We start from the raw sequence: 23,363 nt of genomic DNA, 5'->3' as shown, positions 1-23,363 counted from the left end.
TATTAACACACTGAAAGAGGGGATACCCTTGTTTTAAGTTAACCACCCTGATAGCTAACTATTCATACCATCTATGCTATACACTCACTCTTCTCAGAAAACAAGCGTTTTCTGTATTCATTTGGTGTGATTTCATAAATATCCTTAAACTCGCGATTAAAGTGCGCTTGATCGTAGTAACCGCAGCGGTAAGTAATATCCAGACAACTCAACGATCCACATGTGTCCAACATTTTCCTGGCAAAATCTGCACGCAGCAGTTTGATCAATTTTTTCGGACTCATCCCCACTCTTTTCTTAAAAAGACGTTGAAGTTTTCTTATCTCTATACCCATTTCTTCTGCCAGAGCCTGCAGTCTTACATCGTAGTGACTGGATGAAATATACTCAAGAGTTGACAGAACCAAAGACATATTACCATCCGGGTCTGATAGATTATAAGTAAGCCATGCTTCAATCGAGGTTACCTTCTGTTCATCAAACGAGCATAATTCCAGGAATCTAAAGAAATTTTTTGGCAATATACAATTTATAGAGTAGAGATTATTAAAAGCATTATGGTAGTTCTCCAAGTCAGCATTGAAGAAAAGACAAAACATACCTGGATTAAAACGCACCCTTATAAGATTAACGTCCCCACTAACTCTCAGAAGCACATTTCTAGAGTTTGCCCCATCAAAATAAACCCCCTTTCCAAATATCTTGTCATTAAGTGTAATCGCCCCCCCGAGATTTATTATGACACCAACCCCACCATCCGGATAAAGATCAATAAGTTTTGTCCGTTCAAAGGTACCAGATATTATCTGGTAACAATTGACATAAGGAGATAGTATCTTTCCCGGCAAATGTTTTCTATGTTGTTTGCAATCCTGAATGTAGCCTACGTCCATTTTTTTCTCCAAAGTAACAACAACTAGAAATCCCTAATTTATTAATACCTAAGCAACCAATTTTCCTTATATTATTAATTTGGCGACAGAGGTACAATACACATCTCATCACTCTGCTGGCAGTCATGAATTTCCAAAATATACCAATATGACTCCTTTAAATTAACAGCCCCTTGCTTCATGTTTACATTATGCACTCCTTTTTCATAAAAAATTCCTATTCTTTAGGAATCCATCATCACCACTACTCAACTTTCGTATCACTCTGAAAACTGTTATTGACATAGAAATCAATATGAGAAAGTATCGTTTTTTCCACCAGATCTATAAGCTCCGCATCGTATCCATTCTTGTTTTCCAGCCGTCTGAGCAGAGGAATACGACCCACCAAAAAGAAAACTATTTGACCTACCAGGGTATGGGCCTCCAACGTGACCCGGGTATCTCTTTCATCTATATCTATCAGGATGGCTATCAGGCTTCCTAAAAACTTATACACCATATCGAAAACCTCCTCGTAGAGGATATCGAACGCCTCTGTCGGATGGGCCTGCTCCCGCATTACCAACAACAACCAGCAACTTGCCTCATCATCTGCTATAAAAGTCCGTATCATATCCTTTACAATCCTTCTTAACGCCAGGCGAGCCTCCTCTTGTGTTAACCCCTCAGGCAGCTGTCCTTTTTTCATCATATCCAAGTCAAACTGCTCCCTCATACGATCTGCTATATGCCTTATAATCGCCAGATATAGATTTCGCTTGTTCCCGAAGTAATAGGCAATCGACCCAATATTTGAGTGTGCCTCACTGGCGATCATACGTGTAGTGGTTCCCTTAAACCCAAATTCACCAAACAGTTGCATGCCGGCTGCAATCAATTTTCCTGCGGTCTCATCTTCGAACTGTCTTTTTTGAATCATAAGACTATCACCCATATTCTTCTATTTGGTTGTCAAAGGAATCACCCGGGTTTCTTTGTCCAGCATTTTCCACCCCGACGAAATAACTGTATAACACTGGTACAACCGCCAAGCTCATCAGTGTTCCGATAGCCAATCCGAATGCCATGGCACTGGCCATACCGTAAAATAAAGGATCCCGACCTATGATCAGGGGAAGAAAACCCAAGATGGTAGTGACTGTTGACATTACGATGGGACGCAAGCGGCGTACCGATGCTCGAATCACTGCTTCGAACATTGTGAGTGCCGTATCCTGCCGATCGATATCGATACGATCAATCAGCACTATAGCGTTGTTGATGATTATTCCGGCCAAACTGTAAATTCCCAACAGCACCATAAAGCCGAAATTCGCACGCATGCAAAGCAGGCCCAGAGCTACCCCGATGACAATCAATGGAATGGTGGACAGGATCAACAACGGCCGCCTAAAGGAGTTGAACTGGGCCACCAACAGAATAAAGATCAAACCCAAGCAGACAGGCATGTTTGCGGACATAGCGGCTTTTCCCTCGGCAGACTCAGCCACAACACCTTCGAATTCAATCCAGTGTCCCGGCGGTAGCTCTGCCTGCAGCGCGTCCAGTTTTGGTTGGACTTCCGGCACCACGTCTTCCGCCGTCATGCGGCCATTTCGCCCTTGAATAGTGATACTGCGTACAAGATTATCCCTGTCGATACGAGAGTAACTGTTTCCTAGTTTTACATTGGCCACCTGATTAAGAGGGACGCCTTCCCCCGGCCGCTCCAGAGGATAGACGATAAGAGATCTGAGCCGCTGCAGGCTTGCACGCTCCTCATCCTCGTATCGCAACACAATGGGAATAATGCGTTCGCCTTCACGGTATTGACTGAGCTGATAACCGTTAATGGCACCGCGCAGGGAACGTGCTATATCGCTGGAAGTCAGGCCGGCATTTCGGGCCTGCGCCTGATCCACCTCCACCTTCAGTGAAGGAATACGCGCTTCCCAGCTCTGCTTTACGTCCAATGCTCCGGGTACAGCATTAAAAATAGTCTCGACACTCTTTGCAGTGGAGAAAAGTACTTCCCGATCGGGTCCCTTGACCTGCACTTCCAATACAGTGCTGTCCGAAGGACCGAGAAACATCTTGGTGACTTGCGATGCAATTCCCGGAAATTCCTGCTGCAAAATACTGCGTACAGACCAGATAACTTCGTCCACCTGCTGACGTTCCCGCACATTGAGTACCATAAAACCTTTGTTAGTTGCAGGATCTATCGGTGTCAGGGACAGCACAAACCTCGGGCCACCAAAGCCGGCGTAGGCCGCAATTCCGGTGATTTTCGGAACCAGCTCGGGATCGTCGCGCAATCTGGCGCTGATAGCCTGGACCTTGCGATCCGCTTCTGTTGCCGAGATCGCCGATGGGAAATCTATATAGACCAGAACTTGACTCCGGTCGGAATCGGGGAAGAATTTCTTGGGAACCAGCATCATCAGGCTGACACCGCAGATCAGCATCAACAGCATGAATAGCAGAAACGCTGGACGGTGGCGCATCACCCATCTGAGTCTTCGTTCGTAGCGGCTCGACATCGCGCGGAACAGGCGATCGGAAATACTTTCCGCTGATTTTTGCCCATCTATCTTGTTATCGGATATTTTCAGAAAACGGTGACAAAGCACCGGTGTCACCGTCAGTGACAACAACCAGGAGGCCAGCAGAGTGATTGCGATGACGATGGAAATCGAACGCGCATATTCACCGGCTTCGTGCTTCGCCAGCATCAACGGAAGAAACACCAGAATAGTGGTGAGGGAAGATGAAAGCAGGGGAACCGCTAATTCTCCACCGGTCTGCCGGAGAGCCTCATCTCTGGAACAGCCACCCGCAACGCGGGTTTTGAAATCCTCAGCGATTACTATGGCATTGTCCACCAGCAAACCGAGGGAAATAACCAAGGTAGCCAGACTCATACGTTCCAGGGTCAGGTCCATAAAGCCCATGACCGCCAGGGTGATCAACATAACTACAGGAATAATGGAGCCGACAATGAGCCCAGTGCGCACACCGAGGAATAACACCACGACCCCAAGTACAATCACCAGAGTCTGGATGACACTGGCACTGACGCCGTAAACGGCACTTGCCACCTGATCGGCCTGGAAAGTCATGATCTCCAGCCTGTAGCCCGCAGGCAGGGTGGTGCGGATACCTTCCAGTGTCTCCGCTACTAGCTGCCCATAATCCAGTACGCTGTAATCGTCGAGCATCGAGACCGCAAATACGATAGCCCGTCGCCCATTGAAATAAGCCGATTGCTCCACCGGCTCCATGTAACCCCGTTTCACAGCCCCTATATCTCCCAGGCGAACGGTTCCACGGCCACCGGAGAGTTCGATCTCGGCCCGCTCCAGCTCACTCAGGCTGCGGTATTCGCCGGATACCTGCAAAACAAAGCGCTGTTCACCAGTCTCGATAGTACCGGCCGGCGGCAGTACGTTGCGTGCCTGCAATTGGGAAGCGAGTTCGGTGGGCGACAGGCCCAATTCCGCGAATCGGGCCTTCGGCAGATCGATATAAATTCGTTGAGGTTGGACTCCCAATAGCTCCACCCGTTTGGTGCCTTCGATGGCGTATAGCCGGGTACGGATATGCTCGGCCATCTCCAACTGCTCTGCCTGGGAAAAATCCTCAGCGGTCAGAGCAGCAGTCACCACCGCCACATCACCAAACTCATCGTTCAGCACCGGGGTTTGGGTCCCCTCCGGCAACTCCGCTTCGGCGAAGCCTATCTGCTTGCGCACCTTCTCCCAGATCTGGTCGAGATCGAAATAGTTGTAGTGAATCTCGACATGAATCAGTGAACGGCCATGCATGGAGGTGGAACGGACTCTTTTCACCTCTCCCAGGGCCCGCACCCGCTCTTCCAGTGGTTTGGTTATATATTCTTCCACCTGCTCCGCCGGAAGCCCCGGGTGCATGGTGCTGATCACCGCCTCCCGAATAGTGATCTTTGGATCTTCCCGCGCAGGCAGGGAAAAGTAATTGAATGCGCCGTAGACCACCATCAATACCGTGGCCAGAAGAACAACCGGGCGGTAGCGAAAAGCCAACTGGGACAGATTCATGGGTCGCCCTCAATTAAACCGCTCGGGGCCCTGCCCCAGCACCGCCACCAGATCTCCGGCGGAGACAAACTCCACTCCCCGGGCAACCACACGGTCGCCGGCGGAAAGCTCTCCGCTAACTGTTGCACTCTGTTCCCCCAGTGAAACGACCCGCACCTCTATGCGCTCCAACTGCCCCTCCTTTGATACCCGCAACACGTGGGCACTCTCGCCGGCACCGTAAACCAGGGCCGTCAATGGAACCGCCAGCTGCCCTGCCCTGACGGCGTTCGCAGCGGATCGGTCGGCAAACGTGAGGCGGACTTCCGCAGTCATACCGGACCTGATCCCCCCCACCGACTGTTCCACCAGCAGCACCACCGGGTAATTGTTGGAGGACTCCGGTTGGGTGCCGATATGCCGGACACGGGCGGGGATATTGGCGACCCCGACTGCCGGGAGAGCAATGGACTGGAGCACTTGCACATCCAGCTCGCCAATCAGGTTCTCCGGCACACTGGTCTCTATCTCAAATCCCTGGCGATCGGAGATCACCTCCAGGATGACCTGGTTGGAATTGACCCGCTCAGAGGGCTCCACATACCGCCGGCTGATCGAGCCGGCAAACGGGGACTTCAATTTGGTCAGCCGGAGATCGCGCTCCGCCATCCTGCGGGACACCCTGGCCGATTCGTACCGGGAGCGGGCCGTGTCCATCGCGGCCTTGGCGCTGTCCAGCCTCGCCTGGCTCACCACTCCACGATCGATCAGCTTGCGCTGGCGCTCATAATCCAGCTTGCGCTCGTGGAAAGTAGCGAGGGCCTCGGCCTCATTGGAAACCGTCAGCGCATGGGCCAGCTGATAACGCGTGTCGTCCAACTGCGCCAGAACTTGGCCGACCTCGACCGGATCCCCCACATCCACCGACAGGTTCTCGATCTCGCCATTTACCTCGAAGCTCAGCGCCGATTGTTCGGCCGCCCGCACGCGTCCGGACAGGGTCACCACCCGCTCCGCGCCGACATTCTGTACCAGCGCCGTGTCCACCACCCGCAGCGGCGGCGCGACCGCGGTTTCCTCGGCGGAGCGGGAGCAGGCCACCAACAGAAATATGATACTCGCCAGTGCAAAAACCCCCGGCCATGCAGGTGGGAAGTGGCTGTAACGCGCTCTGCAGTCACTCATCGTTCAATCTCTTAATCAAATGATTAAGCGAACATATAATCATTTGATTAAACTCGCAATCAAACCCACCTTACACAGGTTTATTAGCGCGCCATCTTTTCGGAAATGGGGAATTTTTCAGGAGAACTGATTGATCACCAGTGTCATCCACGAGCATGACATCCGCTCCTCAACGGATGTCGACGGAGAGTCAAACCCAGTAAACCCGGCCACCGGCAAAGCGCAATGACGGTTGTACATCCTTTGCCAGCCAGGTGGGACCGTCCAGGTCGAGAAAGCGCACTTTCTCCCCCAGCGGCCAGGCCGCGCGGATAGCCCGCGAGGTGCACAGCATGCATCCGAGCATCAGTTGGAAGCCCTGATGCCCGGCCTCTTCCGCCAGGGCCAGCGCCTCGGTGATACCGCCGGTCTTGTCCAATTTGATGTTGACCATTTCGTAGCGGCCGCGCAGGCGCGGCAGGTCGGCGCGGGTGTGACAGCTCTCGTCGGCACAGATCGGCAGCGGGTGGGAGAAACTGGCAAGAAAGGCGTCGTCGTCCGCGGGCAGGGGCTGTTCCAGCATGGTCACTCCCAAACCCAGTAGCTGCTGGCAGCGCTCCTCCAGGGTTTCCGTACGCCAGGCCTCATTGGCGTCGATCACTAATTGCGCGCGCGGCGCGGCGCCGCGCACCGCTGCGACCCGCTCCAGCACTTGGCGGTCGTCCAGTTTCAGTTTCAAAGCACCGGCGCCCTGCCCCACGGCAATCCCCGCCGCCGCGGCCATGGCCGCGGGGGTGTCGATCGTCAGGGTCTGCACCGTGGGTAGGGAATCGGGCCCTGGGTGTGCGGCACCGTTGCGCTTCGCCTCCCAGTCCGCCAGCGCACAGTCCAGCGCATTGCGTGCGGCTCCGGCAGGCATGCGAGGTTGCAATTGACGGCGGCCCAGCCCGCGGGATACTTCCGGCAGCACTTTCTCTAATTGGGCAATCACCGAGTCGGCGCTCTCACCGTAGCGCGCGTAAGGGGTGCACTCGCCGACGCCGGTCACTCCTTCCCCGGTCACTTCCACCACGACCACCCGGGCCTCGGTGCGCGCGCCGCGGGAAATCACGAATGCCGTGCGCAGGGGCCAACTCTCCGCGTAGCAGCGGGCGCGCATAGACTCACCTCCAAATTCCCTGGAAATAACAGTTTAGGAGAGGGAGTCAGTGGCGGGAGGAAATCCGTAGTCTGGCACGGAGTTCGTGGTGGGCGGCGCAGCCCCCCTTCTTATTGAGAATCCACTGCGCGGCAAAAGCAGCGCCCTTTGTAATAAGGGCGCTGCTTCTTTTTTGAGAGGCGATTTTATCTATCGGTAGAGTACCACCTGCGTTCCGATAAAAACTTATCTATTCAGGAAATCCATCAGCCAGGTCATGGCCGGACGCGGAGTCCCATTTTCATGAATAAGGCCACTGCCGGTGACCCAGGTTCCGTTGACCACGTAACCCCACAGAGTGATCCCCGCCACCGACGGATGGTTGTAGAACATAGGGAACTGTGTCTGCATGATCTGGAGCTGTGTTTGATCGTTGGTTTCCGCGACGTCGTACTCGGAGACGTAAATCGGCAATCCCAGCGCCGCCACCCGGTTCAGGTTGTTCTCCAGATCCGATAAGGACCAGCCCTCGAGACCGTGCGCCTGCACACCGATAGCGTCCACCACGCCGGCGTTGACAGCGGGCCTCGCCATCTCGATAAACTCTGTGGTGTTCCAGCTCAGAACATTGTAATCGTTAAGGATCAGCGTGGCGTTCGGGCAGTACCGCCGGGCCAACCGGAACGACTCGATAATCCAGTCGTTGCCGAAGGCACTTTGCGCATACGCGGCCGGCGCATGCCCCGGCGTGGACTCGTTCACCACGTCAATCATGGCCGTATCCGGGTAGCGCGCACAGAAATCGCGAATCCACTCCTCGATTTCCTGCCGCTGCTCCGCGGGGCTCAGATTATTGATCCAGCCCGGGGCTTGGCTTCCCCACACCATCGTGTGTTGCTTGAACGGTATGTTGTGTTCCTGGGCATAGTTATATACCGCGTCCAGGCCGCTCCAGTTGTAGACATCTCTGGTTCCCTCCACTGAACCCCACTTGCCTTCATTTTCAGGCGTAATCTGGTCCCAGAACTGGACAAAGTCGGACCGGACCTGCCCAAAGGTGGTGATGTTGCCCACGAAGAAGTCGGGCAAGCCACCACCTGAGCTGCTGCTCGATGATGACGATGAACCCGATCCGGAAACCAGACCAAAATTGATGAGGCCGTTGCAGTGCAGCCACTCGCTGTTCGAACCGCCGCCGCACTGGTTGTTGCCCCAGACACCGGTATTTACACTCTGGTTCTCGGCTTGGCGGATATCGCCGTTGACCTGGATGAAATCCAGCTGCACATCCCGATCGGCGCCGTCGTCGTTGGTGAATTCCACTGTGATGTCACCGTCCAGAGCCGTGGCCGCCGAATAGTCCTCCATAGCAGTGGAAAGCGTCCAGGTTTGCACCGGACTGCCGCCCACCGCCAGGGTGATGGACTCCGTGCCAGTGGTTCCGCGCGCCCGCACCACAATCATATTGCCGCCGGAACCGGACGAACTGCTCGAACTTGAAGAGCTGCTGGAACTGCTCGAAGAGCTGGAAGACGAACTGCCGCCTGGATCGCCATCGCCGGCACAGCTGGGCAGTTCGAAGCTGCCGTCGTGGATGCCCTGGAAACCGAAAGTGGTACTCTCCCCCGCCGCCAGGTTGCCGTTCCAGGCACAGCAGTTGCTGAACGACGGCGTCGCCGTGTCGCCCCCGTTTTTGATGACGTTCCAACTGCTGGTGACATTGGCCGGCTCGCCGAAGTCGAGCTGCACGGTCCAGCCGTCGATGGTATCCGGGCCGTCGTTGGTCACCGTCACATCCAACTGGTAACCACTGCCCCAGACATTCGGGACCACGCTACAACTAAACGAAGCAAACGCCTGCGCAGCCGATAGAATACCGGACAGCAGCAGTATGAATCTGAATAGGATTTTCATTGGGCCACCTTGCCTATTTATATTATTAGTCAGTTAATATGGTAACGCTACCACCAACCGATTCTCCGAACTTTGTGTACAAAAAGCATAGGAATAGCGTGGAAAACAACAGGGGATAAATCTGACGCAACGAGTTGGTAGCGCTATCATTTAAATTGAACCGATATGTTACGCCCGTCAAGCAAGTTGCCCCGAAAAAAGCATGGTGTCAGTTATTTTGGCGCTGAGTTCCTCAAATAGCAGGAATCAGCAGAGCGTCCACACATGGAGCGACAACGGCATCCACCATGCGGTGAACAGGAGAGAAGTCAGTGGCGAGAGGCGGGTTCGATATGCAGCAGCTGCGGGGCAAAGGCGGGATTGGCGGCGTGGCGGCGACTGTACAGGCGCACCAGCACAGCGCTGGCGATCAAACCCAGCACGGCACCGGCAATGGCACCGGTTTCTCCGGCCAGCCTCTCTCCGGCCAGTGCAGCCAGCAATAACGAAATCAAAGGCAGGAGATACACCAGCAACGCACCGCCAGCCAGCGTCTTTTCGGCAATGCCGATCACGGCGGAATCATCGAGGGAGATGCGCCCGGGATCGCGGCCGTCGAGCGCCACGCGAATACGCGACGCCCTGGCCCAGTAGTCCTCCAGCAGGCCGGTGCCACACCCAGGCTTCGCGGCACAGCCGTGGCAGCCGCTGCGCTGAATGGTTTCCACCCACACAGCGTCAGCCTCAACGGCCACGATGCGACCGCGCTCTTCGATCATTTGGACGACACCGCGCGCGCCAGCAATCGCGCGGTGTCGTCGGGAATCTCGCCCACCACGGTCACGGTATACTGGGTGTCGTCCACTTCGAAGCGATCCATATAGGCTACGGTAGCACCGCGGATAGCGCGCCCCTTGAACTCCAGCTCCCGGCCCAACTGCTGCACGAAGACGCTAAAGACGCTGAGACCATCGCTGAACACCAGCATGTCGCCGTCCGGCAGCGTGTGGATGGCCACGGACTTGAAGCCATCGGGTATCCATCGCAGTTGCCAGCGGCTCTGCGCCGTGGCGCAAGCGCCGCTGTTGTCGATCCGGCGAGCGCTGGCGGACTGAGGTTTCAGCGCGCTGTCAGGAAGGGGGGAGAGATCCAGCCGTACAAACTGGTAGCGCTCCAGCACCCGGCCCCGCTCGCCTACCAGCATGGACTTCAGCGGCAGGCCCGTCTCCCGGTCCAGACTGACCACCATACCAAGGCGGTGTTTGTCGCGGGGCCGCGCTTCAATCACTACTGCGTCGCGGTCGGCAATACGCTCTTCACCGTGCAAAAAGAATTGATAGGCGTTTTGAACATCTGCCTGCCCGGCTTTGCTCCAGAGTGCGGCCCGCGCCATCGGATTGTCCCCGCGCCGGCAGTTTGCACTGAAGCCGCGGCTGACCAGTTCGCGCGGTTCGCCGCTCAGGTAGCGCACCCGCTCAATCTGTTCGCCGTTACGCACCGCGTGCACAACCTGCAGGGTCTCCAGCATTCCCGCGTGTTCGAAAGTCACCAGGCCGCGGTACTCCAATTCGGTCACTGCTCGCGAGAGTTTGCCCAGCCAGTGCTCCAGTTGCTCCGATTCCTCCGGTTGCCTCTGTTCCTCGCTGGCGCGGGCGACCGGTACCAGTAACAACAAAGCCAACAGCACGCTGTTGGCTTTTCGCATGTATCCCACAGAATGCATCGCCGCTACTGTCCGCTCTGTTCGCCGTAGGTGGCACGGGCAAAAGGCACCATGCCCTGGCTGCCGATGTGCGCGGCCTGCTCGGAGTGTTGGATCATTACCCGGTTCAGGTGGCGCATCAGCTCGGGAGGGGGTGCCTGGTGGAACTGGGCCTGGCCGGCGACCGGGTTGTCGGGCACCAGGCGCGGAGCCGCGGTGCTCACCGTACGGGTATTGGGTGTCGGAACATAGAAGCCACTGGGCTGCGGCAGGGACTGCACCGGCTGCTGTTCGGGGCGTTCGGCCCCGCTGGCAACCAGGTCACCGCCGGGCTGGGGTTGGGAAAGCTGTTGCACGCCGAGGATAGCGGCAAAGGCCACGGTTGCGGCTACTGCGCCGCGGGACAGGGAGCGCCGCCAGCGGCCCCGCGCCGCGTGGGCATTCGCCGCGCTCCCCTCACCGTGCGATTGGGAGAGGGGCTCCTCCTGTGCGATGGCCGCGGAGATATTCGCCGCCAAACTGCGGTCGACCGACGCCACCCGCTCGCCGCGCAGCACATTGGCGGCCAACTGGTAGCGGGACCAGCGTTCGCCCACCTCTTTGGATGCCGCACTGGCTTTCAGCAGACGCTGCAGCTCCAGTTCACCGGCCTCGCCATCCATCAGTGCCGATAGCGATTCGTTCAGACGATCCTGATGATTCCCGTGGGACATAGGGGTTGAGCCTCTTTTTACAATCCGGTGCAGGGAGCGCCGGGACCCGTTGTTAGTTATGACCGGATACCCGGCCGATTGTTTCTCTATATCCGGAAAATATTTCGTTCCGTGAGGCTGGAAAATCCGCCGACAGATCCCACCCTCTTACAAACCCCCAACAAGGTGTTCATCCGCGGTCGCCCAGGGTCTCCGGCTCCCCCGCCAGCACCGCCTGTACCGTGCGGTCTATGGCCTCCCGGGCGCGGAAAATACGCGAGCGCACGGTGCCCACCGGGCAGTTCATCACCTCCGCGATCTCCTCGTAACTGAGCCCCTCCATCTCGCGCAGGGTCACCGCCGAGCGCAGGTCCTCCGGCAGCGCGCGGATGGCCCCGTGCACCGCGGCTTCCAGCTCGTCGCGAAACAGCTGGCTCTCCGGGGTGTCGTTGTCCCGCAGCAGGTCGGCGCCGGAGTAGTATTCGGCGTCTTCCAGGTCCACATCGGAGGACGGGGGACGGCGGCTGCGGGACACCAGGTGGTTCTTCGCGGTATTGATGGCGATGCGGTACATCCAGGTGTAGAAGGCACTCTCGCCACGGAAATTGGCCAGGGCGCGGTAGGCCTTGATAAAGGCCTCCTGGGTTACGTCCTGCACTTCGCTGTGATCCTTGATAAAGCGGCTCACTACCGCGAGTATCTTGTGCTGATATTTCAGCACCAGCAGGTCGAAGGCGCGCTTATCCCCTTTCTGTACCCGCTCCACCAACTGGCGGTCACTCGGCGACGCCTGTTGCGCTGTCATCCCCTACTCCCGGCCAAAACGCTGCGGCACCCACCGGCCGCCACGGCGCAAGCATTTATTCTGTGCAGTTCAAGACACTGGTGATAGGGCATAAGTTCCGGGCCAAATCGACGAATGTAACATTGGCGCTATACTACGCGACCCTCAAGTACTAATAAAACTCTATGAGCGCACAAGCAAACTACGACGTACTGGTGATTGGCAGCGGCGCCGCGGGTCTCACCCTGGCTCTGCACCTGGCGGCGCGCCACCGCGTGGCCCTGCTGTCCAAACAGCGTCTGCGGGACGGCTCCACCTGGTTCGCCCAGGGTGGCATCGCCGCAGTACTGGACGAGATGGACTCGGTGGAATCACATATCGCTGACACCTTAGACGCAGGCGCCGGACTCTGCCACCCGGACGCAGTGCGTCTCACGGTGGAAAACAGCGCGGCGGCGATCCAGTGGCTGATCGACCAGGGAGTCGACTTCACCCGCGAGCGCGGCGACTACCACCTCACCAAGGAGGGCGGGCACAGCCACCGGCGCATCATCCACAGCGCCGACGCCACCGGCCGCGCGGTACACAGCACCCTGATCGAAAGAGTGCGCGCAGCGGAGAATATCGACTGCTTCGAACACCATATCGCCCTCGACCTGATCCGCCAGCCGGACCCGCAGAAGGGCCGCTTCCGCTGCGCCGGTTGCTACGTGTACAACAAGCAGAGCGAAGAGGTGGAACTGTTACAGGGCCGAGCCGTGGTGCTGGCCACCGGCGGTGCCAGCAAGGCCTACCTCTATACCAGCAATCCGGACGGCGCCAGCGGCGACGGCATCGCCATGGCCTGGCGCGCCGGCTGCCGGGTGTCGAACATGGAGTTCAACCAGTTCCACCCCACCTGCCTCTACCACCCCAAAGCCAAGGCGATGCTGGTGACCGAAGCCCTCCGCGGCGAGGGTGCACAGCTCAAGCTGCCCGATGGCAACCGCTTTATGCACCACTTCGATCCCCGCGGCGAGCTGGCGCCGCGGGATATCGTCGCGCGCGCCATCGACCATGAGATGAAGCGCCTGGGGGCCGACTGCCTCTACCTGGATATCTCGCACAAGGACGGGAGCTTCGTGCGCGAACACTTCCCCACGGTGTACAACAACTGTCTGCAGTATGGCATCGACATCACCCGGGAGCCGATTCCGGTGGTACCCGCCGCCCACTACACCTGCGGCGGGGTGATGGTCGACCAGTTCGGGCGCACCGACCTGGACCAGCTCTACGCCATCGGCGAGACCACATTCACCGGCCTGCACGGCGCCAACCGCCTGGCCAGCAACTCACTGCTGGAATGCCTGGTGTACGCCCGCTCCGCGGCGCTGCATATCGACGGCGTACTCGACTCTGTACAGCCGCCCCGCTCGGCGCCGGCCTGGGACGCCTCGCGGGTCACCGACTCGGATGAGGATGTGGTGATCTCCCACAACTGGGACGAACTGCGCCGCTTTATGTGGGACTACGTGGGTATTGTGCGCACCCGCAAGCGCCTGCTGCGCGCCGAGCACCGGGTGAGGCTGCTGCAGCAGGAGATCCGCGAGTTCTATGCCAACTACCGGATCACCAGCGACCTGATCGAACTGCGCAACCTGGCCCTGGTCTCCGAGCTGATCATCCGCTCGGCGCTGGAGCGCCGCGAAAGCCGCGGACTGCACTACTCCCTCGACTACCCGCAGCTGCGCGAGCTGGCGATGGACACCATCCTTGTGCCGGAGAATTTTGCCGACCAGCGGCAGTTTGTCTGACCGGGGGCTGAGATTGATGGGCACGCCCGCTGCACGGGCTTTGCCCATATCCCATATAGTTAGTCTCCTCTCACCGCGAATAGCGCAGCGCCACCAGCAACCGCCTCCAGTCGTCGGTATCCAGAGAGTCCCACGCCAGCACCAGCCGCAGCCGCCGCCCGCGCGGGTCGCATCCGTTGATCACGATCAGCCAGGACCAGAGCACCAGCTCGCCGGAAAATTCGAATTCCCGCTCGACATCGTCTTCCTGCCGCCAGAACCAGCGCCGCTCGCGTGTGCTCAGCAGCCCTCGCACACGCCGCAGTCGCCGCCACTCATACGCGGAATAGACCAGCACCAGCAGAGTCGCCGGCAGCAGCAGAAACCAGGGCAAGCGACACCACCACAACAGCAGCAACGCCTGTGCGGCAATCAGCAGCAGGAGGGCAAAAAGGAAGCGGGAGGGCGCCACGGCGCAGGTGAGCCGGGCGCTTCTTTCGAAATAAGCGGGATAACTACTGCTGTAATCCGGTGTTGTCACGGATCACCTGTACGATGCGCTGCAGCTCCGGATCATCCGGGTCCTCGCGGCGCAGGAACCAGGAGAACAGGTCCTGGTCCTCGCACTCCAGCAACTGCTGATAGCGCCGCTGGTCGGTCTCGTCCAGGGTATCGTAGACATTTTCCAGAAACGGCAGCAGCACCAGATCCAACTCCAGCATACCGCGACGGCTAGCCCAAAACAGGCGGTTGCGATCCATACTTCTCTTCCAACCAACAGTGAATGCCGCGCAGTATACCTGCTGGCCCCAAGAACCTGAAAAAGCGGCTTGAAAAAGCGCCCACCACCCCAAAATTAATCCACCCTCAGACAACCCCCGATGGCAGGTGGCAACTATGGATCAACGTCAGTGGCAGGATTTTCTCAGCTCGGAAGGCGCCATCTGGGAGGACGTAGATACCCCCAGCCCCGCTGCCCACTTCCCGGCCACCGAGGCCGACCTCCACCTGGTGGATCTGAGCCCCCTCGGCACCGTCTCCGTCGAAGGCCCGGACAGCCAGAAATTTCTCCAGGGCCAGCTCACCTGCGATCTGGTCACCCTGCCGGACAACCACAGCACTCTCGGCGCCCACTGCAACCCCAAGGGCCGCATGATCAGCGCCTTCAGCGCACTGAAACTGTCCCACAGCGAATTTTTCCTCCGCCTGCCCCGGGATCTGGCGCCTATCGCCCGCGACACCCTGGGCAAATACGCCGTCTTCTTCAAAACCGAACTGCAGGATATCGGCGACCGGGTCCGCTGGCTGGGACTGCAGGGGCGGAATGCGCCCGCCCGCGCGTCGGAGCTGCTGGGCCTGGACGACCTGGCGGAGGGCGAACTGCGGGTATTCGACTGCGGCGGTGAGCGCGCCGTCGCCCAGGTGGTAAGCGATCAACAGGTCGCCCTGCTGGTACCGGCACAGGAATCCAAAAATCTCTGGCAACGCCTGACGGCGTCGGCCGATCCGGCGGGCTACTGCCACTGGCTGCAACAGCAGATAGCCACGGGTATTCCCCAACTGCACGCCGAAACCAGCGAAATGTTTATCCCGCAGATGACCAACCTGCACCTGCTCGGCGGCGTAAGCTTCAAGAAGGGCTGCTACACCGGCCAGGAAGTGGTAGCGCGAATGCAATACCGCGGCGCCGCCAAGCGACGCCTCTATCGCGCCCGCTGCACCTCCGGGGAAATCCCCGCCCCGGGACTGGAAATCTACGGCGAAGGCGAACAGAGCATCGGCAACCTGGTAGTGGCCTGCCGCGGCGAACACGGCACCGAGCTGCTGGCGGTACTCACCATCGGCAAGGTCGCCACCGGCGAGAAATTGCGACTCGCGGATGGGCGCGCGCTGGAGATCCTGGAATTGCCTTATGATGCCGAGGCAGACCCGTTGGCGTAGAACGACGGCTGACTCCTATGCCATCACTATTGGACTGACCACCTCACTCCTGATACCTTCTCGTCCTCACACTTGAGCCAAGCCAATTTCTTTTTTTGGGGAATGAGGAGAATTATGAAAATCGCACTGATGAACGAGTTCAGCCAGGCGGCGAAGAACCCGATTGTGCTGGAACAACTGAACGATGTGGCCGCGGAACAGGGCCACCAGGTTTTCAATGTGGGTATGGACGGCGACAACGACCACCGCCTCACTTACATCCACCTGGGCATCATGGCGGGCCTGCTACTCAACTCCAAGGCCGTGGATTTTGTCATCAGCGGCTGCGGCACCGGCCAGGGCGCGCTCATGTCCCTGAACGCCCACCCGGGAGTCGTCTGCGGCTACTGCATCGACCCCTCCGACGCCTACCTGTTCGCCCAGATCAACAACGGCAATGCCCTGTCACTGGCCTTCGCCAAGGGTTTCGGCTGGGGCGCTGAACTGAACTGCCGCTACATCTTCGAAAAAGCCTTCACCGGCGAGAAGGGCCAGGGCTACCCGCCGGAGCGCAAAGAGAGCCAGGTGCAGAACGCCGGCATCCTGAACGGCGTCAAGGCCGCCATGTGCAAGGACTACATGGAAGGCCTCAAGGCGCTGGATCAGGAGCTGGTCAAAACCGCCGTTACCGGCGAGCGCTTCCAGGCCTGTTTTTTTGAGTACGCGCAGGATCAGGCGTTGCAAGACTACGTGCGCAGCTTGCTGGACGGCTGAAGGTTATCGGTAGTCTGATCGCGGCCAACGGCCGCTCCTACCTGATTCGATCAAAACCTTGTAGGAGCGGTCCGGCCGGGAGCGGCCGTTGGCCGCGATCAAACCACCAGCCGCCTCCAACTTTCAATCGCGGCCATTGCCATGGGCCGCTCCCGGCCGGACGGCTCCTACAATGGCACAGTGTCTTCGGACGGCCTTTTCCCCCTTCCCCTATACCTCCACCGCCACATGATCCAACTCCGCCGCCACCGGCAGCGCCCAGTCGATGGGCTCCCTGCTATTGCTCAGCAGATAGTCATTGGCCTGAGAGAAAGGTCGGGTGCCGAAGAAACCGCGGTGGGCGGACAGCGGCGACGGGTGAGGAGCGCGCATCACCCGGTGTTTGTTGCTATCGATAAAAGCGCCCTTCTTCTGCGCGTAACTGCCCCAGAGGATAAACACCAGGTCCTCTCGTTTCTCAGCCAGTTTGTGAATGGCTGCATCGGTGAATTGCTCCCAGCCGCGCCCCTGGTGTGAACCCGCCCTGCCCCGCTCCACCGTGAGTGTTGCGTTCAGCAGCAGCACGCCCTGCTCCGCCCAGGGTTGCAGGCAGCCGTGGTTTGGGGGATCAATCCCCAGGTCGGATTGCAATTCCTTGAAGATATTTTGCAGCGAGGGCGGTACGGGTACGCCGGGTTTTACCGAGAAACAGAGGCCGTGGGCCTGGCCTGGGCCGTGGTAGGGGTCCTGGCCCAGTATCACCACTTTGACCTCTTCGAATGGGGTGGAGTTGAAGGCGTTGAAAACCTGTGGGCCCGGCGGATAGATGACCTTGCCCGCGGCCTTTTCCTTTCGCAGGAACTGGCGCAGCTGCTCCATATAGGGCTTTTCGAATTCGTCTTGCAGGACGGCGTACCAGGAGGGATGGATTTTTATATTGTTGGGGACTTGCATGGGGATTCCTTAATGCTCGATCTGTCCCCTCTCCCCTTTGGGGAGAGGGTTAGGGAGAGGGGGAGCTCGCAGGGCCCTCTCCCCCAACCCCTCTCCCGCAAGCGGGAGAGGGGAGTTAACCCAGTACCTTTTTTACCTTCCTGCGCAATTCGGGCACCACTTCCTCCTCGAACCAGGGGCGCTGGCGCAGCCATAGGGTATTTCTGGGGCTGGGGTGCGGCAGCGGAAAATAACTCTCGGGCAGGGCGTCGCGGAAGTGGCGCACGTTTTCCGTAATGCTCCCATACCAGTGGGGCAGATAGTAACGCTGTGCATACTGCCCTATCAGCAAAGTGAGTTGCAAATTCGGCAGCTGTTCCAGCAGTTTCCGGTGCCAGGCGGGCGCGCATTCCGGGCGCGGCGGCAGGTCGCCGCCCTTGCCGCGGCCGGGGTAGCAGAAGCCCATGGGAATAATGGCTATGTGGGATTCGTCGTAGAAGGTGTCCCGGTCCATCGCCAGCCATTTCCGCAGGCGATCGCCGGAGGGGTCGTTCCAGGGGGTGCCGGTGGCGTGCACGCGGGTGCCCGGGGCCTGGCCGATGATCAGCAGGCGCGCGGATTTTGCGGCGCGCACTACCGGGTTTGGGCCGAGGGGGAGCTGGTCTTCGCAGAGGCGGCAGTTGCGGACTTCTTCGAGGAGGGTGATCAGTCGTCGGCTAGCCAAAGTTTTACCTCATAAAGGCGGGCCTTCGGCCCGCTTGCGGAGCTGGAGCCTTCAGCGCACCCAAAACAGCTCCGCGGTCCCGGGAGGGAATGCCAAGTGCAGCAGGAGCGCGCGGCGGTCGTCCGGATCGGCGGCGCGGGCAACGTTGTTGTTATCCAATACCACGTGGATGCCGCTGGCGTCCACCGCCAGTCCCTCGCCCTTGCCATAGCGGGTTTCCCGGTAGACGAATTGCGGGGCCTCTTCGATCGCCCGGTAGTCGATGCACCACTGCGCGCGCAGGGTTTCCGGGGAGCGCCGGCATACGGCGAAGGCGTTACGCTCCAGGGTGAAGAGCGCACCGTCGTGGTAGGCGAGGCCGGTGACGTCTTCAGAGCGACTCCGGAAATCCAGGCCGGCCACCGGGGGAATGGAAAATATTTCCGGCTCGGTGTCGGCGCGCAGCCGCAACAAGCCCCGGGGTTCCCGCTCCATGGCGATCCAGAAATCATCGCCAGCCTTTACCACTCCCTCGCTGGCGGCGTTGACCTTCCGCAGGTAACCGCGCTCGCGCGCATCCGCGGCCCAGCGGTACGGCAGCCAGGCAACCGACCCATTAGCCTCCAGCCTGGCCAGGCGGTTGTAACGCTCGCTCAGCAGGTAGGCGGTATCGCCGTCGCAGCTGATACCCTCGAAATCCATCGCCTGGCCGTCGCGGACCAGATCCAGTAGCGCCGCCATCGGGCCTGCCGATTCTCCGTCCGGCACATTCAGGCCTTGCAGGCCGATGCGGGAAGCCAGCACAGCGCCCTGCCCTGCCAGGTCCAGGGCATAGATTTCCGCGGAGTTCTTGTCGGATACCGCCAGCAGTTCGCCGCTGCAGAAGCTCAGCCCGGAAATATCCAGGCCGGCGCTGTCATTCAGCCAATAGCTTGCCAGTAATTGCGCAGGGTGTACGGGGGTCGCCGATACGAAGGGCGGCAGCAATGTCAGCAGGCCGCCCAGCAGAAGATTTCTAAGCAAAAGGATTCCAGTGATCAGTCGCGGAAGTTATCGAATTGCAGGGGCTGATCCAGTTCCTTGCCCCGCAGCATGGCGATCACCTGCTGCAGATCGTCGCGCTTCTTGCCGGTGACACGCACCTGGTCGCCCTGGATCGCCGCCTGCACCTTGAGTTTTTCGTCCTTAATCATTTTAATGATCTTTTTTGACAGTTCCTTGTCCAGACCGTTTTTCAAGGTGACCGGCACCTTCACCTGTTTGCCGGATTGCTCCTTCTCGCCCACCTCCATGGCCAGTGGATCGATATCACACTTGATCAGTGCTCCGCGCAGCATGTCCACCATCTGGTCCACCTGGATATCCGCCTCGGCGCGCACCACCAGGGAAAAATCGTTCATCTCCACCTCGGCGTCCACCCCCTTGAAGTCGAAGCGGTTGGTCACGGTGCGGTTCACCTGATCCACGGCGTTGGTGAGCTGGTGCTTGTCCACTTCGGACACTATGTCGAAGGAAGGCATATGTTTCTCCGTTTCCTATTTCCAAATTTCCGGGGTAACTTCCACGCTCTGTGTATCAGAGCTGAGCCAGAGCTGGCCATCCTGGATAGTCACATTCAGTTCCATATTGCGCGCCGCCATCGCCGCCATCTGCTCGCAGGCATCCGCAGGCAGGTGGTAGACACGCAAATTGTCGAAACGCGCCAGCGCATCCCGCTGTTTTTGCCACCAAATCGGTGCGGTGCGTCGCCCGTAACTGTACACCAACACCTCCGCGGCGCGGCCACTGGCCTTGCGCAGGCGCTCTTCCGCCGGCAGACCCACCTCGATCCACAGGTCGATTTCACCGCTGAGGTTCTTCAGCCACAGGTCCGCCTCGTCGTCGGAGGACAAGCCGCGGGTGAATTCCAGGCCGTCCGCGGCGTTGTGGGCGAAGGCCAGCAGGCGCACCATCATCCGCTCGTCGGTCTCCGAGGGGTGGCGTGCCAGGGTCAGCTGATGTTCGCCGTAGTAGTCCCGATCCATATCGGCAACCTGCAGCCGGGCTTTGAAGATAGTCGCTTTTAATGCCATTACAGCTTCCTATAGGCTGGCGCCGCTGTATCCAGGAGCCAGCTATTCTTGGGGTCTCGGGACAAAATACGGGTATCCGGTATGCGTTCAGTGTTCACCGCCGGCCGCCGGGCCTTGCTGGGCGCCCTGTTCGGCCTCCTGGCCCTGGGGCTTAGCGGCTGTGGCATCAACAATATCCCCACCTACGACGAGCAGGTCAAAGCCACCTGGGCCCAGGTGGAGAACCAGTACCAGCGCCGCGCCGACCTGATTCCCAACCTGGTGAAAACCGTCAAGGCCTACGCCGCCCACGAGCGCGAGACGCTGCAGGCGGTGACCGAGGCCCGGGCCAAGGTCAGTTCCATACAGCTGGACCCGAATATGCTCGACGACCCGGCCAAACTGCAACAGTTCGAGGCAGCCCAGGCGCAGCTGTCCAGCGCCCTGGCCCGGCTGATGGTGGTGGTGGAACGCTACCCCAACCTCAAGGCGGACCAGAATTTCCTGGCCCTGCAATCCCAGCTCGAAGGCACGGAAAACCGCATCAGTGTGGCCCGGCGGGATTATATCGCCGCCGTGGAGCGCTACAACCGGGAGATACGTACCTTCCCCGGGCGTATCTGGCACGCGATCCTCTACCGGGACATGCCCCTGCGCGAGACCTTCCGAACCACCAGCGAAGACGCTGAAAAAGTCCCGGAAGTGGACTTCCGGTAGCGCGATGATCGAGCGCCGCACCCAGGTCGCCCTCATCCTGCTCGCGCTGCTCTGTGCAGTCGGGGCATTGGCGGAGACCCAATTCCCACTGCTCTCCGGTCGGGTGGTAGACAAGGCTGGTATCCTCAGCCGGGACACCGTCTTCCAGCTCACCGAATTGATGCAGCTGCACGAAAAGAAGACCGGCAACCAGCTGGTGGTGGTCACAGTGCCCGACCTCCAGGGGCTCACTATCGAGGAGTACGGCTACCAGTTGGGGCGCCACTGGAAGATCGGCGAGAAGGGCCGGGACAACGGGGTTCTGCTGATCGTCGCACCCGACGAGCGCGCAGTGCGTATAGAGGTGGGCTACGGGTTGGAAGGGGCGCTGACGGACGCTCTCTCCGCGAATATCATTCACACCAAGATATTGCCGAAATTCAAAAGCGGCGATTTCGACGGCGGTGTCACCGCGGGCGTGGAGTCCATTATCTCTGCGATCCAGAATGAGTACGTGCCCGAACCCACCGAGACCGACGGCCACCGGCGCCTGGCGGTGTTGGTGGGTCTCTTCCTGCTGCTGGTGATGCTGCAGCTGTTCGCCACCTCGGTACTGGGAGCATCCGCTGCCAGCCGGGGATATCGCCGGGGCCGCTACGGCGGCTACTATGGCGGCGGCGGATTTGGCGGTGGTGGCATTGGCGGAGGCGGCGGCTTCAGCGGCGGTGGAGGTGGTTTCGGCGGCGGAGGGGCCTCGGGAGGATGGTGATGCTGGAAGGCCAACAGCGGCGCAAAGTCGCTGAAGCGATCAAAGAAGTGGAGTCGCGCACCGACGCGGAAGTGGTCACGGTACTCGCGCGGGAGGCGGACAGCTACCTGTATATCTCCACCCTCTGGGCCGCCTTCCTCTCACTGTTGCTGGCGCCGCTGGCGCAATTCCTGCCCTGGTGGCTGGATTACCGCGAGGCCTTCACCCTGCAGTGGCTACTGTTTATCGCCCTGGCGGTGCTGTTCCGCTGGCGCCCGCTGACCATGCGCCTGGTGCCGAAAAAAGTGAAATACTGGCGGGCCGCCAACCTGGCGCGGCGCCAGTTCCTGGAGCAGGAACTGCACAGCACCCGCGGGCGCCTGGGGCTGTTGATCTTCGTCGCCGAGGCGGAGCACTATGTGGAGATTCTCGCCGACCGCGGGCTGGCCGAGCGGATCACCAATGAAAGCTGGAGTGAAATCGTGGAAAACTTCATTCGCGAGATCAAGCGCGGCAAAACCGGAGAGGCTTTTGTGCACTGCGTGGAAAAGTGCGGAGAGCTGTTGCAGGAGACCACTCCGGTCAGCGAGATCAAAAACGAACTGCCCAATCACCTGATTATCCTGGACTAGCGCTATGAAACTGGGAAAACCTGTTACGTTGTTCATCCTCGGTACCCTACTGGCCTTCGGCGCCTACTCCATTGGCTGGAATCGGGGAGAGAGCAACGGCGGCAACGGTCGCCTGTCACAGCTGTTCAGCTCCGACAACAACCTGGAAGACCGGGTGAAAAAACTGGAGGATTCCCTGCGGGACTCCATTCAGATCCAGTCCCGCCTGTTCGACCTGGTGGAGGACCTGAGAAGGCAGATGGAACAGGGAGAACCGGAAGGCATGGAGACCCGTACCGCCGCCACAGTGGGACATGAGGAACCACCCCACACTCCCCAGGATTCCCGTCAGGAGCGCTACCGCAAGTATCGCGAGATGCAGCGCCAGCGCCTGATCGACGCGGGCCTCAACCCCGACAGGGCTGAATTCATTCTCGACAAGCAGGAGCGGTTCCAGTACGAACACATGCAGTTGACCTACAAATACCGCCACCTGGACGACAAGTCCACCGCGGAGGCAAACGCCCTGCGCGACAAGCTGGAGACCTACAGCAACCCGCGCAAAATGTTCGAACACGAGCTGAGCCCGCAGGAGTTCGAGCTCTACCTGGAGGTCAACGGCGGGCGTCAGGAGCTACAGGTAGACAATATCGTACCGGGCACGCCGGCCGCGGATATCGGCCTGAAGCCGGGGGACAAGATAGTTTCCTACAACGGCGAGCGCGTCTTCCACTCCGGTGATCTGCGTTCACAGATATACCGTGTGGACCCCGGAAAAACGGTACCGGTGGAAATACAGCGCGAGGGAAGCAGTAGTACTGAAACCATCTATGTGCCCAGCGGGCCGCTGGGGATTCAGGGGTAGGAGGC

24 protein-coding genes are annotated in these 23,363 nt (G+C 59.1%); 7 read left to right on the top strand and 17 right to left on the bottom strand.

The window, feature by feature from the left end:
• Positions 1-71: 71 nt before the first annotated feature.
• The 10 genes from FHS09_RS05400 to rpoE all read right to left on the bottom strand — a co-directional run bounded on the left by FHS09_RS05400 (position 72) and on the right by rpoE (position 12,327).
• Positions 72-893 carry a helix-turn-helix domain-containing protein gene (locus FHS09_RS05400; RefSeq protein ID WP_183457520.1) on the bottom strand — a complete coding sequence of 274 codons (822 nt, stop codon included), beginning with the start codon at positions 891-893 and terminating at the stop codon, positions 72-74.
• Between the two features lie 244 nt (positions 894-1,137).
• Complete coding sequence (locus tag FHS09_RS05395) at positions 1,138-1,830, bottom strand: CerR family C-terminal domain-containing protein (protein ID WP_221191809.1); 693 nt, start codon at positions 1,828-1,830, stop codon at positions 1,138-1,140.
• Positions 1,823-4,954 carry an efflux RND transporter permease subunit gene (locus FHS09_RS05390; RefSeq protein ID WP_183457518.1) on the bottom strand — a complete coding sequence of 1,044 codons (3,132 nt, stop codon included), beginning with the start codon at positions 4,952-4,954 and terminating at the stop codon, positions 1,823-1,825. Before FHS09_RS05390 ends, FHS09_RS05395 begins: the two co-directional genes overlap by 8 nt.
• A gap of 9 nt (positions 4,955-4,963) precedes the next feature.
• On the bottom strand, positions 4,964-6,118 hold the full coding sequence (locus FHS09_RS05385; protein ID WP_183457516.1) for an efflux RND transporter periplasmic adaptor subunit: 1,155 nt from the start codon (positions 6,116-6,118) through the stop codon (positions 4,964-4,966).
• A gap of 190 nt (positions 6,119-6,308) precedes the next feature.
• On the bottom strand, positions 6,309-7,256 hold the full coding sequence (gene ycjG / locus FHS09_RS05380) for an L-Ala-D/L-Glu epimerase (RefSeq protein WP_183457514.1): 948 nt from the start codon (positions 7,254-7,256) through the stop codon (positions 6,309-6,311).
• A gap of 225 nt (positions 7,257-7,481) precedes the next feature.
• Positions 7,482-9,149 carry an endo-1,4-beta-xylanase gene (locus FHS09_RS05375; protein ID WP_183457512.1) on the bottom strand — a complete coding sequence of 556 codons (1,668 nt, stop codon included), beginning with the start codon at positions 9,147-9,149 and terminating at the stop codon, positions 7,482-7,484.
• 308 nt (positions 9,150-9,457) lie between these two features.
• A complete protein-coding gene (locus FHS09_RS05370; protein ID WP_183457510.1) occupies positions 9,458-9,907 on the bottom strand; it encodes a SoxR reducing system RseC family protein in 450 nt (149 codons plus the stop codon).
• Positions 9,904-10,833 (bottom strand): MucB/RseB C-terminal domain-containing protein, encoded by a 930-nt coding sequence (locus FHS09_RS05365; RefSeq protein ID WP_183457508.1) that lies wholly within the window; start codon positions 10,831-10,833, stop codon positions 9,904-9,906. The genes FHS09_RS05370 and FHS09_RS05365 overlap by 4 nt, the downstream gene beginning before the upstream one ends.
• A gap of 23 nt (positions 10,834-10,856) precedes the next feature.
• Entirely contained in the window at positions 10,857-11,543 is a 687-nt protein-coding gene (locus tag FHS09_RS05360; protein WP_183457506.1) for a sigma-E factor negative regulatory protein, read from the bottom strand.
• 169 nt (positions 11,544-11,712) lie between these two features.
• Positions 11,713-12,327 (bottom strand): RNA polymerase sigma factor RpoE, encoded by a 615-nt coding sequence (rpoE, locus tag FHS09_RS05355; protein WP_183457504.1) that lies wholly within the window; start codon positions 12,325-12,327, stop codon positions 11,713-11,715.
• Positions 12,328-12,491: 164 nt separating this feature from the next.
• On the opposite strand from rpoE, the gene nadB reads away from it, so the two are divergent.
• Positions 12,492-14,099 carry an L-aspartate oxidase gene (gene nadB, locus FHS09_RS05350; protein ID WP_183457502.1) on the top strand — a complete coding sequence of 536 codons (1,608 nt, stop codon included), beginning with the start codon at positions 12,492-12,494 and terminating at the stop codon, positions 14,097-14,099.
• 70 nt (positions 14,100-14,169) lie between these two features.
• Here the strand turns inward: nadB and FHS09_RS05345 are convergent, their stop codons facing one another.
• Both FHS09_RS05345 and FHS09_RS05340 read right to left on the bottom strand, forming a co-directional pair.
• Positions 14,170-14,619 (bottom strand): protein YgfX, encoded by a 450-nt coding sequence (locus FHS09_RS05345; RefSeq protein WP_183457500.1) that lies wholly within the window; start codon positions 14,617-14,619, stop codon positions 14,170-14,172.
• Complete coding sequence (locus tag FHS09_RS05340; RefSeq protein WP_183457498.1) at positions 14,594-14,839, bottom strand: FAD assembly factor SdhE; 246 nt, start codon at positions 14,837-14,839, stop codon at positions 14,594-14,596. The genes FHS09_RS05345 and FHS09_RS05340 overlap by 26 nt, the downstream gene beginning before the upstream one ends.
• Before the next feature lie 136 nt (positions 14,840-14,975).
• Here FHS09_RS05340 and ygfZ point away from each other — a divergent pair, with 136 nt between their 5' ends.
• Positions 14,976-16,019 carry a CAF17-like 4Fe-4S cluster assembly/insertion protein YgfZ gene (gene ygfZ, locus FHS09_RS05335; RefSeq protein WP_183457496.1) on the top strand — a complete coding sequence of 348 codons (1,044 nt, stop codon included), beginning with the start codon at positions 14,976-14,978 and terminating at the stop codon, positions 16,017-16,019.
• A gap of 114 nt (positions 16,020-16,133) precedes the next feature.
• Positions 16,134-16,772 carry an RpiB/LacA/LacB family sugar-phosphate isomerase gene (locus tag FHS09_RS05330; RefSeq protein WP_183457494.1) on the top strand — a complete coding sequence of 213 codons (639 nt, stop codon included), beginning with the start codon at positions 16,134-16,136 and terminating at the stop codon, positions 16,770-16,772.
• Positions 16,773-16,982: 210 nt separating this feature from the next.
• Here the strand turns inward: FHS09_RS05330 and ung are convergent, their stop codons facing one another.
• From ung to FHS09_RS05305, 5 genes are all read right to left on the bottom strand, one after another.
• Positions 16,983-17,705: a uracil-DNA glycosylase gene (ung, locus tag FHS09_RS05325; protein WP_183457492.1), complete on the bottom strand. Its 723-nt coding sequence runs from the start codon at positions 17,703-17,705 to the stop codon at positions 16,983-16,985.
• A 115-nt stretch (positions 17,706-17,820) separates the two neighbouring features.
• Positions 17,821-18,408: a uracil-DNA glycosylase family protein gene (locus FHS09_RS05320; RefSeq protein ID WP_183457490.1), complete on the bottom strand. Its 588-nt coding sequence runs from the start codon at positions 18,406-18,408 to the stop codon at positions 17,821-17,823.
• Between the two features lie 51 nt (positions 18,409-18,459).
• A complete protein-coding gene (locus FHS09_RS05315; protein ID WP_246394567.1) occupies positions 18,460-19,410 on the bottom strand; it encodes an esterase-like activity of phytase family protein in 951 nt (316 codons plus the stop codon).
• Between the two features lie 14 nt (positions 19,411-19,424).
• Complete coding sequence (locus tag FHS09_RS05310) at positions 19,425-19,907, bottom strand: YajQ family cyclic di-GMP-binding protein (RefSeq protein WP_183457488.1); 483 nt, start codon at positions 19,905-19,907, stop codon at positions 19,425-19,427.
• A 15-nt stretch (positions 19,908-19,922) separates the two neighbouring features.
• Entirely contained in the window at positions 19,923-20,459 is a 537-nt protein-coding gene (locus FHS09_RS05305; RefSeq protein ID WP_183457486.1) for a YaeQ family protein, read from the bottom strand.
• Positions 20,460-20,540: 81 nt separating this feature from the next.
• On the opposite strand from FHS09_RS05305, the gene FHS09_RS05300 reads away from it, so the two are divergent.
• Genes FHS09_RS05300 through FHS09_RS05285 form a run of 4 tightly spaced genes read left to right on the top strand, consistent with a single transcriptional unit; the run spans position 20,541 to position 23,358 of the window.
• A complete protein-coding gene (locus tag FHS09_RS05300) occupies positions 20,541-21,155 on the top strand; it encodes a LemA family protein (RefSeq protein ID WP_183457484.1) in 615 nt (204 codons plus the stop codon).
• Between the two features lie 4 nt (positions 21,156-21,159).
• Entirely contained in the window at positions 21,160-21,903 is a 744-nt protein-coding gene (locus FHS09_RS05295; RefSeq protein ID WP_183457482.1) for a TPM domain-containing protein, read from the top strand.
• Positions 21,903-22,514 (top strand): TPM domain-containing protein, encoded by a 612-nt coding sequence (locus tag FHS09_RS05290; protein ID WP_246394564.1) that lies wholly within the window; start codon positions 21,903-21,905, stop codon positions 22,512-22,514. Before FHS09_RS05295 ends, FHS09_RS05290 begins: the two co-directional genes overlap by 1 nt.
• Before the next feature lie 4 nt (positions 22,515-22,518).
• The gene (locus FHS09_RS05285; RefSeq protein ID WP_183457478.1) at positions 22,519-23,358 is read left to right on the top strand and encodes a PDZ domain-containing protein; all 840 of its coding nucleotides are present in this window, start codon (positions 22,519-22,521) and stop codon (positions 23,356-23,358) included.
• Positions 23,359-23,363: the final 5 nt, after the last annotated feature.

Origin of the sequence: Microbulbifer rhizosphaerae (genome assembly GCF_014191725.1) — a bacterium.
Classification (GTDB): Bacteria; Pseudomonadota; Gammaproteobacteria; order Pseudomonadales; family Cellvibrionaceae; genus Microbulbifer; species Microbulbifer rhizosphaerae.
The sequence above is the reverse complement of the archived record's forward strand: the minus strand, read 5'-3'. Positions and strand labels throughout refer to the sequence as shown.